A 12,919-nucleotide genomic window follows, 5' to 3' on the forward strand; every position below is an offset into this window, starting at 1 on the left:
ATGCCGCCCTACTTGGGCGGCATTTTCTCTCCCGCCACGTAACGCCCGAATGCCTTGTTCAGGCCTTTACGGAACAGCGGTTCCAGCACCAGCGCCAGCACGAAGCGCACCGGTTTGCGGCCGACGGTCTTCAACAGCCAGCCGGCGGCGCCCGCCGGGCCATAGTTCAATAACGCTATGATGATGACTTTAGCCAATGTCTTCAACATTGCCGCCGCTCCTGATTTAAACCCACCCGTTCTGGTGGCGTTCGCGACATCAATTTTATTCATGACAATGCCCTCCGGCACAAGACGATTAAGATAACCTTCAACGGGATGACGGCGGCGAGATACCCGGCCTGCACAGGCCGGATATCGCAAGAAGAGTTACAGCTTGCGGAAGCGGCTCTGAACGCCGAAGGTGTCGGACGTCACATAACGCTCGACCTGACGCAGCTGCTGTTCGCCGCTGCCCAGCTCATATTCCAGCTGATCGAGCAACTGGCGCGGCGTCTTCTGATGCTCGCCTTCGAAACGGCTGGCCGGCGCTTCGTCCAACACGAACACCAGCGCGATATAGGCCACCAGCGTGAAGAAAAACAGCCCAAAGAACAGCGACAGCACCACCATCACGCGGATCAGGCGCACCGGTACGTCGAAATAGTGGGCCAGACCGGCGCAGACGCCTTTTACCATGCCTTCTTCGGGTACGCGATAAAGCTTTTTACTGCCCAGCGTCATGCTCATCAGGACTGTCTCCAGTTCGGGTGTTCCGCATCGAGGATCTCTTCCAGTGCCTGAATGCGTTCACGCATGCGTTTGGCGTCTTCCGCCAGCTGCGCCAGGCGCTGCATTTCTTGCTGACTCAGCTGGATGCCGGTCTGTTGCCGATTGCTGTAATGCAGCCAAAGCCAAATCGGCGCGACAAACAGCACGAAAATTGTCAGCGGAATGGCAAGTAATAAAGCACTCATTGTTATTCCTTCTTATCGGATCCTGGATAGGCGGCCACCTCCGGCGTGTGGCCGCGGTTCGCCTTACTCGGAGCGGTTCATCTTGGCTTTCAGCGCCGCCAGCTGCTCACTGATGGCGTCGTCGGCTTTCAGCTCAGCAAACTCCTGGTCCAGTGACTTCTTTTTACCGATGCTGATGCTTTCCGCTTCGGCTTCCATATGGTCGATGCGACGTTCGAACTGTTCGAAACGCGCCATCGCCTCATCCAGCTTGCCGCTGTCGAGCTGACGGCGCACCTCGCGCGAGGAAGATGCGGCCTGATGGCGCAGCGCCAGCGCCTGCTGCCGCGCGCGGGTTTCGGTCAGCTTGTTTTCCAGCTCACCGATTTCGCTCTTCATGCGCGCCAGCGTTTCTTCTACGGTCGCCACTTCTTGCGTCAGCGTGGCGATCAGGTCGGCAACCTTTTGTTTTTCGATCAGCGCCGCGCGGGCCAAGTCTTCTTTATCTTTGCGCAGCGCCAGCTCGGCTTTTTCCTGCCAGTCGCTTACCTGGCTTTCACCCTGCTCGATGCGACGCAGCAACTGCTTTTTCTCCGCCAGCGCGCGCGCCGACGTAGAACGGACTTCAACCAGCGTGTCTTCCATCTCTTGGATCATCAACCGCACCAGCTTCTGCGGATCTTCCGCCTTGTCCAGCAGGGTGTTGATGTTGGCGTTAACGATGTCGGCAAAACGAGAAAAAATACCCATAATTCACTTCCTCTTGGTTCTGATGGCGTCTGAAGCGCCGCGTTAAGTCGTACAGCTTGCCCAAAGAGATAATCAAAACCCGTGCCAACTTTTATATTATTGAAAAACAACAACTCTTTATTTTTGACTCTCTGCGCGCTTGCTGTAGAGTGATTATTTTCACCAAACATTGGCGAATTTCATCATGAACGAACAGCCAGAGAATTTGTTGGGCGAAGCAAACGCCTTTGTCGAAGTATTGGAGCAAGTCTCCCAGGTGGCAAAGCTAAACAAACCGGTGCTGGTGATCGGCGAGCGCGGCACCGGTAAAGAGCTGATCGCCCATCGTCTGCACTACCTCTCCAACCGTTGGCAAGGGCCGTTCATCTCGCTCAACTGTGCGGCGCTGAATGAAAACCTGCTGGATTCCGAGCTGTTCGGCCACGAGGCCGGCGCCTTTACCGGTGCGCAGAAACGTCATCTGGGCCGCTTCGAGCGAGCCGACGGCGGCACGCTGTTCCTCGATGAGCTGGCGACCGCACCGATGCTGGTGCAGGAGAAATTGCTGCGGGTGATCGAATACGGCCAACTGGAACGCGTGGGCGGCAGCCAGCCGCTGCGGGTAGATGTGCGCCTGGTGTGCGCCACCAACGACGATCTGCCGGCGCTGGCGGCGGCGGGCAAGTTCCGCGCCGATCTGCTGGATCGGCTGGCGTTCGACGTGGTGCAGCTGCCGCCGCTGCGCCAACGCCGGCCCGACATCATGCTGCTGGCCGAGCACTTCGCCATTCAAATGTGCCGCGAGCTGGCGCTGCCGCTGTTTCCCGGCTTTACCGAACGCGCCAGGCAGACGTTGCTCAACTACGGCTGGCCGGGCAACGTGCGCGAACTGAAAAACGTGGTGGAACGTTCGGTCTATCGTCACGGCGACAGCGACAACCCGCTGGATGAGATCGTCATCAACCCGTTTGCGCCACGCGAGGCCACGCCGCTTACGCCTGCCCCTGAAGGCGCCGGCGCGTTGCCGGCGCTGCCGCTCGAGCTGAAAAACTGGCAGTTGGAGCAAGAGAAGGCGCTGATCGAAGCAGCGCTGCAGCAAGGGCGATTCAACCAGCGCAAGGCGGCGCAGCTGCTGGGGCTCACCTACCATCAGCTACGCGGCATGCTGAAAAAGCATGCGCTGCTGCAAAACGGCGAGCAAGGCGAAGATTAGCAACGCGGGGATTGGGTGCCGGTCTTTCCCGGCCGTCAGCTATTAGCCCCAGGTTGAGTGATGTGGCCTGAGAACGGCCGCCTGGAGAGGCCGGCTTTTTAGCGGCCTGGTCAGGCGAAGGCATCAATGCCGGTCAGCGATGCCGAAAGCGCCCACAGACGCTGCGCCTGTTCCGGGTCGATCGCGTATTCCTTCACGCCGACCAGCGCCTGACTGTCGTGGACGGCGATGCCGGCAATATCGCCATCCTCGCAGTAGAGGCCCCCTAATCCCTGCAACTGCGGTGAGGTGGCGGCCCAGATCTGCGTAGCAGCCCCCTGCTGAGGCGTTTTAAGGGCATCGGGATCGGCCGGATTGCCCTCTTCGTCCATCCAGCCCAGGGCTATCATCTCTGCTCTCGATATGTGCCGCTGCAGCGGCGTGGCGATGCTACCCGGATGCAGGCTAAATGCACGGATCCCCCGCGAGCGGCCCAGAAGATCCAACCAGACGGCGAACAGGGCATTCGCCGTCTTCGACTGACCGTACGCCAGCCACTTGTCGTAACCGCGTTCGAACTGCACATCTTCCCAGCGGATCGCCGAATGGTGATGCCCGGCGGAGGAGACGGTGACCACCCGCCCGCCATCGGCAATGGTCGGCCACAGCAAATTGGTCAGCGCATAGTGGCCGAGATGGTTGGTGGCGAACTGCCTTTCCCAACCGTGCCCCACCCGCGCTTCCGGGCATGCCATCACCCCGGCGTTGTTAATGACGATATCCGCCCGTAGGCTCGATGCGGTAAAGTCTGCAGCGAAACGACGCACGCTGTTCAAATCGGCGAGATCGAGTTCGGCGATCTCGACGCCGGCGCTCTGCCCTAACACCGCTTTGGCTGCCGCCGGTGCCCGGCAAGCGACGATAACCCGTGCGCCGGCGTTGGCCAGCGCCAGCGTCGTCTCCAGACCGAGGCCTGAATGGCCACCGGTGACGATGGCCAGCGTGCCTGACAGATCCTGGCCCGCGAGCACCTCGCCGGCGGTCGTTTTGGGCCCGAATCCTGACTTGATGGGGGTTTGTTGGGTAATCACAGGCATTCTCCTCACGGTTAACAGTGGCCGGCCAAACGCAGCCGGCGCGTCGATGAGAAGGAGTATGAAATTCCATCACGGGACTGTGAATGCATGAAACCCCGAACTTCTGTCGAGATCGTCCAGGTTACGCGGCAAAAAAGAAGAAAGTGGGGCATGGCGGCTCGCCAGGCGAGGTTTCCGGTCTGAAACAGGCAAAAAAAAAGCCAGCACCCGAGCTGGCTTAAAAAACACTGGAAGCAATGTGAGCAATGTCGTGCCTTCCACATCAGAGCCGCAAACTGTGGCCTTCCGTGAACTGCCAGGCGATGATAATAGTTATCAGTATCGTCTGTAAAGCACTTTGTTGAGAATTTTTCTCATTACCACACGAAGATTGCGCAATTACCACTCAGGGAACGGGTCTGCCATCTCCAGCCAATAGTCCACGCCGGCGGCCATTTCGTCGTCGCTCAGCAGGCAGTCGTCCAGCAGACGCACGATCGCCGCCTGTTGCAAGTGCTGGCCGATAAACACCAGCTCCTGGCGCATGTCGCCGAACGGCTCCACCCATTTCTCCTGTATATGCGCCCGCGTTTGCGGATCTTGCGGCCAATTGTCTTGCGGGATCGCGCGCCAAAAGGTGCCCGCCAGGCCGTAATGGGCGATGCCGCCGGCCTGGCTCCACTGCCCGGCCTGCCGCGGCCGTGTCGCCAGCCAGAAGAAGCCTTTCGAACGCAGCAGCTTACCGCCGCCCCAGTCGCCGTTGATCACGCGGTAGAACTTGTCCGGCGCAAACGGCCGCCGCGCCTGATAGACAAAGCTGCTGATGCCGTAGCTTTCCGTCTCCGGCACGTGTTCGCCGCGCAGCTCTTTCAGCCAGCCGGGCGCCTGCTGCGCCTTTTCAAAGCTGAAGCTGCCGGTATTCAGCACCGCCTCCAGCGGCAGTTTGCCCGGCACGATCGGCACAATGCGGGCGTCGGGATTCAGGCTGGCCAGCAGCGCCATCACTTCGCCCTGCTGCGTTGGCGTCAACAGATCGGTCTTGCTGACCAGGATCACGTCGCAGAATTCAATTTGCTCAATCAACAGGTCCGCCACGCTGCGCAGATCGTCCTCGCCCAGGCTTTGGCCAGCTTCCTGCAGGCTTTGCGCCTGCTGGTATTGCCGGATGAAATTCACCCCGTCGACCACCGTCACCAGGGTATCCAGCCGGGCGAACTGCGACAGGCTTTCCCCTTGTTCATCCTCAAAGGTAAAGGTTTCCGCCACCGGCAGCGGTTCGGAGATGCCGCTCGATTCGATCAACAGATAATCGAAGCGCCCGTCCTGCGCCAGCTCGCGCACCGACACCAGCAGGTCTTCGCGCAGCGTGCAGCAGATGCAGCCGTTGCTCATCTCCACCAGCTTCTCCTGCTGGCGATCGAGGCGCACTTCATTCTCCACCAGCGCAGCGTCGATATTCACCTCGCTCATGTCGTTGACGATCACCGCCACGCGCATGCCCTGCCGGTTGTTCAGGATGTGGTTCAGCACCGTGGTCTTGCCGGCGCCGAGAAAGCCGGAAAGCACGGTCACGGGAAGTTGTTTCATGGGGACCTCATTAAAATTCATTGCGTAATGCCTGGTAACCGCGCACCAGCTCGACGTTGGTGGCGGCCACTTCTTCCGAAAACTGCAGCGCGCCGCGATCGACCTGGCGATAGCGCGACAGGTCGCTGTCCGGCCCCACGCGCTCGGTCGAGGGGATATAGCGGTTTTCCGGCAGCGTTACGCCGTCCACGACCGCGTTGTAGCGCACCACGCAGCCGGACTGAACGTGGCAGTTGAACAGCACGCTGTTGAAGCCGATAAACACCCGATCGTCGATGCGGCACGGGCCGTGCACAATGGCGCGGTGGGCGATCGAGCTGTAACGGCCAATAGTCACCGCCGCCCCGCTCTTGGAATGGATCACCACGCCGTCCTGAATATTGGAGTGCGAGCCGATGACGATCGGCTCCATGTCGCCGACGGCGTTCAACTCATCGGCGCGAATTACCGCATAAGGGCCGACGTAAACGAAGTCTTCGACGATCACCCGGCCGCAAATAATGGCGGTGGGATCGATGTAGGCCAGCGGCGAGACCTGCGGCAGATGGCCACTGGGATTTTTACGCAGCATGGTGTTCTCCCCGCCAGCTCAGCTCCGCCACCGCATTGTGGGCATGCAGGCTCTCCTGATGCTCGACGCGCAGCGAAAAAGCGCGGTAGTCGCACTGGCTGCGCAGCATGCGATACAGACGGCGCGCCGCGTCCTCGCAAAACATCAGATTCTGACCGTTGGCCAATGCGAAGGCCTGTTCGTCGCTGCGTTTCACCAGCGTTTGCACCGGCGTGCCCAGCGCGTGTTCGATGCGATCAATCAGTTTCACCGGCTCAAACGCCCGCTCATTCTCGGGCGTCACGGTGATCCAGGCCCAGCTGCGCTGGCTGTGGGGGGTGGCCGGCATCCCTTGCTCCAGCAGCCACTCGCTCACCTGCCGTTGGCTGACCCGCTCCGCCGCCTGTTCAAAATCAAACTGGAACTGTTGCTGCGCCAACTGACGGCTGAGCGCCGCCGAACTCGGGCAGGTGGAGGAATAAGGCACGCCGACGGTCAGCGCCAGCGTCAGCGTGTCCGTCAGGGTGGCCTCGATGCGCAGCGGATAGGCTTTCCAGCCGCGCTGCGGCGACAGCAGCGCCGGGCGTGACAGCAACAGCTCGCCGCCGATCGACAAGCTGGCGCGATCGCTGCGTTCCGGCTGCGAAGCCAAAAAGGCCTGCAGCGTTCGGCCGATGCGCTGCGGCGTCAGCTCGCCCTGCGTCAACTCGTCCAGCGCCAGATACAGCCGCGACATGTGAATGCCGCGCTCGCCCGCCGCTTCGGCGCGCAGGTTGATACCGGCGTCGACCTTCGCCATCAATGGCTTGCCGGCCAGCTCCAGCGGCAGCGCGATCCCTTGCATCCCGACCCAATCGAGCCCGACATCACTCATTTCGCCGCGCCATGCCTGAGCATCCGGCAGCGAACGGCGTGGTGGAAGTGCAACTTCGTTCATACATCCCCTTGCGTTATTGTGACTTTGCCGGGGAACGGTAACATGATTTTGTTATATTATAACATAACATGAAAAACTTTTTTCTTGCCGCTGAATGGGCTGATCAATCAAGTCGCAGAAAACTCAGCGATTTTGCTCAATGGATTGGGCTGCTGGTCAGAGTGCGATACACTAACGCTATTGCTGATTAACCCATGAGCCTCTATGCGTGGTTTACCCTTTTGGATACTGTCGTTGTGCCTGACGGGCTCTGCCCTGGCCGCGACAACACCGCCCGCGCCCAGCGCGGCGCCGCTGCCGGACATTCGCCAGAGCGGCTTTGTTTATTGCGTCAGCGGCATACTGAATACCTTCAACCCGCAAATGGCCAGCAGCGGCCTGACGGTGGATACCCTGGCCGCCCAGCTGTACGATCGCCTGCTGGACGTCGACCCCTACACCTATCGCCTGATCCCCGAGCTGGCGCAGAGCTGGGAGGTGCTGGACAACGGCGCCACCTACCGCTTCCATCTGCGCAAGGACGTGCCGTTTCAGACCACCGCCTGGTTCACGCCCACCCGCAAGATGAACGCCGACGACGTGGTATTCAGCTTCGCCCGCGTATTCGATCAGAAACACCCGTATCACGACGTGAACGGCGGCGAATACCCCTATTTCGACAGCCTGCAGTTCGGCGATTCGGTGCAGAGCGTGAGAAAGCTCGACGACTATACGGTGGAGATTCGCCTGCAGTCGCCGGACGCCTCGTTCCTGTGGCATCTGGCGACCCACTACGCGCCGGTGCTGTCCGCCGAGTACGCCGATCTGCTGACGCGTGAGGGCCATCAGGAGCTGATCGACCGCGAGCCGGTCGGCAGCGGCCCGTTCCTGCTCAACGAATACCGCTCGGGGCAATATATTCGCCTGGCGCGCAACGCCGCCTACTGGAAAGGGCTGCCGCGCATGCCGCAGGTGGTGATCGATCTGGGCGCCGGCGGTACCGGCCGCCTCTCCAAACTGCTGACCGGCGAATGCGACGTGCTGGCTTATCCGGCGGCCAGCCAGCTGTCTATCCTGCGCGACGATCCGCGCCTGCGCCTGACGCTGCGTCCGGGGATGAACATCGCCTATCTGGCGTTCAACACCCGCAAACCGCCGCTCGACAACCTCAATGTGCGCCAGGCGATCTCGCTGGCGATCAACAACCAGCGGTTGATGCAGTCTATCTATTACGGCACGGCGGAAACCGCCGCCTCGATCTTGCCGCGCGCCTCCTGGGCCTATGACAACGACGCGCACGTCACCGAGTACGATCCGGCCAAATCTCGCGAGATGCTGCGGCAGGCCGGCGTCGGCCAGCTGAACCTGAAGCTGTGGGTGCCGACCGCCTCGCAGTCTTACAACCCGAGCCCGCTGAAAACCGCCGAGCTGATCCAGGCCGACCTCGGCCAGGTGGGCATCAACGTCACCATCGTGCCGGTGGAGGGCCGCTTCCAGGAAGCGCGCCTGATGGAAATGAACCACGATCTGACCCTGACCGGCTGGGCCACCGACAGCAACGATCCGGACAGTTTCTTCCGGCCGCTGCTGAGCTGCGCGGCAATCCGTTCGCAAACCAACTATGCTCACTGGTGTGACCCGAGCTTCGACGAAGTGCTGCAGAACGCGCTGCTGTCGCAGCAGCTGTCTCAGCGCATCGACAACTACCGCAAGGCGCAGAAAATCCTCGAGCAGCAATTGCCGGTGCTGCCGCTGGCGTCTTCCCTGCGCCTGCAGGCCTATCGTTACGACATCAAGGGATTGGTGCTGAGCCCGTTCGGCAACGCCTCGTTCGCCGGGGTGTACCGTGAATCCGCGCCGGAGGTGAAAAAGTGATTATCTTTACCCTGCGCCGCATTCTGCTGCTGCTGATCACGCTGTTCTTCCTGACGCTGGTCAGCTTCAGCCTGAGCTATTTCACGCCGCGCGCGCCGCTGAACGGCGCCGCCCTGCTGGACGCCTATCAATTCTACTTCGTCAGCCTGCTGCACTGGGACTTCGGCGTCTCCAGCATCAACGGCCAGGCGATCAGCGAACAGCTGCGCGAAGTGTTCCCGGCCACCATGGAACTGTGCCTGCTGGCCTTCGCCCTGGCGCTGTTTATCGGCATTCCGCTGGGCATCATCGCCGGCGTGCTGCGCGGCAAGTGGCAGGACACCGCCATCAGCACCTTCGCGCTGCTGGGCTTTTCGATGCCGGTGTTCTGGCTGGCACTGCTGCTGATGCTGTTCTTCTCGCTGCATCTTGGCTGGCTGCCGGTTTCCGGCCGTTTCGATCTGCTGTATCAGGTGAAGCCCATCACCGGTTTCGCGCTGATCGACGCCTGGCTGTCGGACTCGCCGTATCGCGCCGAGATGATCGGCAGCGCCCTGCGCCACATGATCCTGCCGATCGCCGCGCTGGCGGTGGCGCCCACCACCGAAGTGGTGCGGCTGATGCGCATCAGCACCGACGACGTGCTGAGCCAAAACTACATCAAGGCCGCCGCCACCCGCGGCCTGTCGCGCTTCACCATCATTCGTCGCCACGTGTTGCACAACGCGCTGCCGCCGATCGTGCCCAAACTGGGGCTGCAGTTCTCCACCATGCTCACGCTGGCGATGATCACCGAAGTGGTGTTCAGCTGGCCGGGCCTCGGCCGGTGGCTGATCAACGCCATTCGCCAACAGGACTATGCGGCGATCTCCGCCGGCGTGATGGTGGTCGGCACGCTGGTGATCACCATTAACGTTCTGGCCGACATTCTGGGTGCGGCAACCAACCCGCTGAAACATAAGGAATGGTATGCCCTTCGATAACGTATACCGCGAGAAAAAGATGCCGAGCCCGCTGCGCTACACCTGGCGGATTTTCTACGGCGACGCGCTGGCGATGATCGGTTTTTACGGCGTGATCGCCCTGCTGCTGTTGTCGCTGTTCGGCAGCCTGCTGGCGCCCTACGCGCTGGATCAGCAGTTCCTCGGCTATCAACTGCTGCCGCCGTCCTGGTCGCGCTACGGCAACGTGTCGTTCTTCCTCGGCACCGACGATCTCGGGCGCGACATCCTCAGCCGCCTGTTGACCGGCACCGCCGCCACCTTCGGTTCCGCGCTGGCGGTGACGCTGGCCGCGGCGTTCTGCGGCGTGATCCTCGGCGTGTTCGCCGGCGTCACCCACGGGCTGCGCTCGGCGGTGCTCAACCACATCCTCGATACTCTGCTGTCGATTCCGTCGCTGCTGCTGGCGATCGTGGTGGTGGCGTTTATCGGCCCCAAACTTGAACACGCCATGCTGGCGGTGTGGCTCGCCTTGTTGCCACGCATGGTGCGCACCATCTACAGCGCGGTGCACGACGAACTGGAGAAAGAGTACGTGGTGGCGGCCCGGCTTGACGGCGCCTCCACGCTGCAGATCCTGTGGTACGCGGTCATGCCGAACATCGCGGCGGTGCTGGTGACCGAGTTCACACGCGCGCTGTCGATGGCCATTTTGGATATCGCCGCGCTCGGCTTCCTCGATCTCGGCGCGCAGTTGCCTTCGCCGGAATGGGGAGCGATGCTCGGCGATTCGCTCGAGCTGGTGTACGTCGCGCCCTGGACGGTGATGCTGCCCGGCGCGGCCATCCTCGTCAGCGTGCTGCTGGTTAACCTGTTAGGCGACGGTATGCGCCGCGCAATCAATGCCGGGGTGGAATAATGCCGTTACTCGATATCCGCAATTTGACGATTGAATTTATGACCGCCGAAGGGCCGGTCAAGGCGGTCGATCGCGTCAGCATGACGCTGACCGAGGGCGAAGTGCGCGGCCTCGTGGGCGAATCGGGCTCCGGCAAGAGCCTGATCGCCAAGGCCATCTGCGGCGTAACCAAAGACAACTGGCGCGTTACCGCCGATCGCTTTCGTTTCGACGACATCGATCTGCTGCAGCTGAGCCCGCGCGAGCGGCGCAAGCTGGTGGGCCACAACGTCTCAATGATCTTCCAGGAGCCGCAGTCCTGTCTCGATCCTTCCGAGAGCATCGGCCGTCAGCTTGCGCAGGCCATCCCGGGCTGGACCTATAAGGGCCACTGGTGGCAGCGCTTCAACTGGCGCAAACGCCGCGCCATCGAATTGCTGCACCGCGTCGGCATCAAGGATCATGACGACATCATGGGCAGCTTCCCGTACGAGCTGACGGAAGGCGAGTGCCAGAAAGTGATGATCGCCATCGCGCTGGCCAACCAACCGCGCCTGCTGATCGCCGATGAGCCGACCAACGCCATGGAACCGACTACGCAGGCGCAGATTTTCCGTCTGTTGGCGCGCCTCAACCAGAACAACAACACCACCATTCTGCTGATCAGCCACGACCTGCAGATGATGAGCAAGTGGGCCGATCGAGTGAACGTGCTGTACTGCGGGCAAACGGTGGAGAGCGCCCAGTGCGAAGAGTTGCTGGCGGCGCCGCACCACCCTTACACCCAGGCGCTGATCCGCGCCATGCCGGACTTCGGCCGCTCGCTGCCGCACAAAAGCCGGTTGAATACGCTGCCGGGCGCCATTCCTTCGCTGGAACACCTGCCGATCGGCTGCCGCCTGGGGCCGCGCTGCCCTTACGCGCAGAAGAAGTGCATCGAAACGCCGCGCCTGCGGCCGGTCAAAAACCACTTCTTCGCCTGCCACTTCCCGCTGAACATGGAGGAGCAATAACATGGAAACGCTGTTGGAAGTGCGCAACCTGAGCAAAACCTACCGCTACCGCACCGGGCTGTTCCGCCGCCAGCACGTCGAGGCGGTGAAATCAGTCAGCTTTACCCTGCGCGAAGGCCAGACGCTGGCGGTGATCGGCGAGAACGGCTCCGGCAAATCCACGCTGGCGAAGATGCTCTCCGGCATGGTGGAACCCACCGCCGGCGAGCTGCTGATCGACGATCATCCGCTGGCGTTCGGCGATTATCGTTACCGCAGCCAGCGTATTCGCATGATTTTTCAGGATCCGAGCACCTCGCTCAACCCGCGCCAGCGCATCGGCCAGCTGCTGGATGCGCCGCTGCGGCTGAACACCGATCTTGAGCCCGCCGAGCGCGAGCAGCGCATCAACCAAACGCTGCGCCAGGTCGGCATGCTGCCGGATCACGCCTACTACTATCCGCACATGCTGGCTTCCGGGCAAAAACAGCGCGTCGCGCTGGCCCGCGCACTGATCCTGCAACCGAAGGTGATCGTCGCCGATGAGGCGCTGGCGTCGCTGGACATGTCGATGCGCTCGCAAATCATCAACCTGATGCTGGAACTGCAGGAAAAACACGGTATTTCCTATATTTATGTCACCCAGCACCTCGGCATGATGAAGCATATCAGCGACCAGGTGCTGGTGATGCACGAAGGGGAAATCGTCGAGCGCGGCAGCACCGCAGAGGTGTTGGCGGCGCCGCTGCACGAATTGACCAAGCGCCTTATCGCCAGCCACTTCGGCGAAGCGTTGACCGCCGATGCCTGGCGGCGCGACGGCGGCCGCTTCTGAGTCACGCCTTCACCTCAAACCCGCTGCGGCGGGTTTTTTATCGCCTTGCGCGCCTGCCGCTTAGCAAGAAAGCGCACATGCAAATTACATTCTTGTTATATATCCTTATATTTTATTCCTTTCAGTTATTGATTAGTCCGTAACATTATTTTATCTCGCCAGGGCGATCGGTGAGGATATCCCCTACGTTGCACTTCTCATACGACAGGATATCGCACTGATGAACAGCATTCGCCATCGCCGCCTTACGCAGTTTCTGCTCACGCTGGCAGCCGGTTTTTCTGTTTACGGCCACGCCCTCTGCTGTGATGAGCTGCGCTAAAACCGCCTTTCGCCCCGCCTGCGGGCATGTTGCCTCTTTGTCCAGCCGACGCTGCCGCGCGCAGCGGCGGCTGTTGATCATGATTAAGGATTG

General features: G+C 61.2%; 15 protein-coding genes. 6 read left to right on the forward strand and 9 right to left on the reverse strand.

The features are described 5' to 3' along the window. Positions 1 to 8: 8 nt before the first annotated feature. From pspD to pspA, 4 genes are all read right to left on the reverse strand, one after another. Positions 9 to 272, reverse strand: coding sequence for a phage shock protein PspD (gene pspD / locus ACMGG9_RS12240; protein ID WP_071883554.1), 264 nt, complete (start codon positions 270 to 272; stop codon positions 9 to 11). A 96-nt stretch (positions 273 to 368) separates the two neighbouring features. After that, complete coding sequence (gene pspC, locus ACMGG9_RS12245; protein ID WP_033643233.1) at positions 369 to 728, reverse strand: envelope stress response membrane protein PspC; 360 nt, start codon at positions 726 to 728, stop codon at positions 369 to 371. Then, the gene (gene pspB / locus ACMGG9_RS12250; protein ID WP_004930553.1) at positions 728 to 955 is read right to left on the reverse strand and encodes an envelope stress response membrane protein PspB; all 228 of its coding nucleotides are present in this window, start codon (positions 953 to 955) and stop codon (positions 728 to 730) included. The genes pspC and pspB overlap by 1 nt, the downstream gene beginning before the upstream one ends. A gap of 63 nt (positions 956 to 1,018) precedes the next feature. Further along, positions 1,019 to 1,684: a phage shock protein PspA gene (pspA, locus tag ACMGG9_RS12255; protein ID WP_004930555.1), complete on the reverse strand. Its 666-nt coding sequence runs from the start codon at positions 1,682 to 1,684 to the stop codon at positions 1,019 to 1,021. Positions 1,685 to 1,868: 184 nt separating this feature from the next. Between pspA and pspF the strand changes: the two genes are divergently transcribed. Continuing rightward, positions 1,869 to 2,876, forward strand: a complete 1,008-nt coding sequence (gene pspF / locus ACMGG9_RS12260; protein WP_042784644.1) for a phage shock protein operon transcriptional activator — start codon at positions 1,869 to 1,871, stop codon at positions 2,874 to 2,876. Between the two features lie 110 nt (positions 2,877 to 2,986). Here pspF and ACMGG9_RS12265 read toward each other — a convergent pair whose 3' ends face one another. The 4 genes from ACMGG9_RS12265 to folE2 form a co-directional block, all read right to left on the reverse strand. After that, positions 2,987 to 3,946 carry an SDR family NAD(P)-dependent oxidoreductase gene (locus ACMGG9_RS12265; protein WP_414162245.1) on the reverse strand — a complete coding sequence of 320 codons (960 nt, stop codon included), beginning with the start codon at positions 3,944 to 3,946 and terminating at the stop codon, positions 2,987 to 2,989. 384 nt (positions 3,947 to 4,330) lie between these two features. Next, complete coding sequence (zigA, locus tag ACMGG9_RS12270; protein WP_414162246.1) at positions 4,331 to 5,518, reverse strand: zinc metallochaperone GTPase ZigA; 1,188 nt, start codon at positions 5,516 to 5,518, stop codon at positions 4,331 to 4,333. A 10-nt stretch (positions 5,519 to 5,528) separates the two neighbouring features. Beyond that, entirely contained in the window at positions 5,529 to 6,089 is a 561-nt protein-coding gene (locus ACMGG9_RS12275; protein WP_033643236.1) for a carbonate dehydratase, read from the reverse strand. Beyond that, on the reverse strand, positions 6,079 to 7,005 hold the full coding sequence (gene folE2, locus ACMGG9_RS12280) for a GTP cyclohydrolase FolE2 (protein WP_047575022.1): 927 nt from the start codon (positions 7,003 to 7,005) through the stop codon (positions 6,079 to 6,081). Before folE2 ends, ACMGG9_RS12275 begins: the two co-directional genes overlap by 11 nt. 204 nt (positions 7,006 to 7,209) lie before the next feature. On the opposite strand from folE2, the gene sapA reads away from it, so the two are divergent. The 5 genes from sapA to sapF are packed head-to-tail and all read left to right on the forward strand — an operon-like array spanning position 7,210 to position 12,504. Beyond that, on the forward strand, positions 7,210 to 8,859 hold the full coding sequence (gene sapA / locus ACMGG9_RS12285) for an ABC transporter substrate-binding protein SapA (protein ID WP_033643238.1): 1,650 nt from the start codon (positions 7,210 to 7,212) through the stop codon (positions 8,857 to 8,859). Further along, positions 8,856 to 9,821: a putrescine export ABC transporter permease SapB gene (gene sapB, locus ACMGG9_RS12290; protein ID WP_004930575.1), complete on the forward strand. Its 966-nt coding sequence runs from the start codon at positions 8,856 to 8,858 to the stop codon at positions 9,819 to 9,821. Before sapA ends, sapB begins: the two co-directional genes overlap by 4 nt. Continuing rightward, positions 9,808 to 10,698, forward strand: a complete 891-nt coding sequence (gene sapC / locus ACMGG9_RS12295) for a putrescine export ABC transporter permease SapC (RefSeq protein WP_004930580.1) — start codon at positions 9,808 to 9,810, stop codon at positions 10,696 to 10,698. The genes sapB and sapC overlap by 14 nt, the downstream gene beginning before the upstream one ends. Next, complete coding sequence (gene sapD / locus ACMGG9_RS12300; RefSeq protein WP_016927551.1) at positions 10,698 to 11,690, forward strand: putrescine export ABC transporter ATP-binding protein SapD; 993 nt, start codon at positions 10,698 to 10,700, stop codon at positions 11,688 to 11,690. Before sapC ends, sapD begins: the two co-directional genes overlap by 1 nt. A 1-nt stretch (position 11,691) precedes the next feature. Continuing rightward, entirely contained in the window at positions 11,692 to 12,504 is an 813-nt protein-coding gene (gene sapF / locus ACMGG9_RS12305; protein WP_016927550.1) for a putrescine export ABC transporter ATP-binding protein SapF, read from the forward strand. Positions 12,505 to 12,649: 145 nt separating this feature from the next. Here sapF and ACMGG9_RS12310 read toward each other — a convergent pair whose 3' ends face one another. Then, positions 12,650 to 12,907, reverse strand: a complete 258-nt coding sequence (locus ACMGG9_RS12310) for a hypothetical protein (protein WP_004930590.1) — start codon at positions 12,905 to 12,907, stop codon at positions 12,650 to 12,652. Between the last annotated feature and the right edge of the window lie 12 nt (positions 12,908 to 12,919).

It is taken from the genome of Serratia sp. BNK-10, from assembly GCF_047456065.1.
GTDB classification, from domain to species: Bacteria; Pseudomonadota; Gammaproteobacteria; order Enterobacterales; family Enterobacteriaceae; genus Serratia; species Serratia ureilytica.

Bases quoted from the DNA above. Each gene is read 5' to 3' on its own strand.
- folE2 (WP_047575022.1), bottom strand. From the start codon at position 7,005: ATGAACGAAGTTGCACTTCCACCACGCCGTTCGCTGCCGGATGCTCAG.
- ACMGG9_RS12275 (WP_033643236.1), bottom strand. From the start codon at position 6,089: ATGCTGCGTAAAAATCCCAGTGGCCATCTGCCGCAGGTCTCGCCGCTG.
- pspD (WP_071883554.1), bottom strand. From the start codon at position 272: ATGAATAAAATTGATGTCGCGAACGCCACCAGAACGGGTGGGTTTAAA.
- sapC (WP_004930580.1), top strand. From the start codon at position 9,808: ATGCCCTTCGATAACGTATACCGCGAGAAAAAGATGCCGAGCCCGCTG.
- pspF (WP_042784644.1), top strand. From the start codon at position 1,869: ATGAACGAACAGCCAGAGAATTTGTTGGGCGAAGCAAACGCCTTTGTC.
- pspC (WP_033643233.1), bottom strand. From the start codon at position 728: ATGAGCATGACGCTGGGCAGTAAAAAGCTTTATCGCGTACCCGAAGAA.
- ACMGG9_RS12310 (WP_004930590.1), bottom strand. From the start codon at position 12,907: ATGATCAACAGCCGCCGCTGCGCGCGGCAGCGTCGGCTGGACAAAGAG.
- sapD (WP_016927551.1), top strand. From the start codon at position 10,698: ATGCCGTTACTCGATATCCGCAATTTGACGATTGAATTTATGACCGCC.
- pspB (WP_004930553.1), bottom strand. From the start codon at position 955: ATGAGTGCTTTATTACTTGCCATTCCGCTGACAATTTTCGTGCTGTTT.
- zigA (WP_414162246.1), bottom strand. From the start codon at position 5,518: ATGAAACAACTTCCCGTGACCGTGCTTTCCGGCTTTCTCGGCGCCGGC.
- pspA (WP_004930555.1), bottom strand. From the start codon at position 1,684: ATGGGTATTTTTTCTCGTTTTGCCGACATCGTTAACGCCAACATCAAC.
- sapF (WP_016927550.1), top strand. From the start codon at position 11,692: ATGGAAACGCTGTTGGAAGTGCGCAACCTGAGCAAAACCTACCGCTAC.
- sapA (WP_033643238.1), top strand. From the start codon at position 7,210: ATGCGTGGTTTACCCTTTTGGATACTGTCGTTGTGCCTGACGGGCTCT.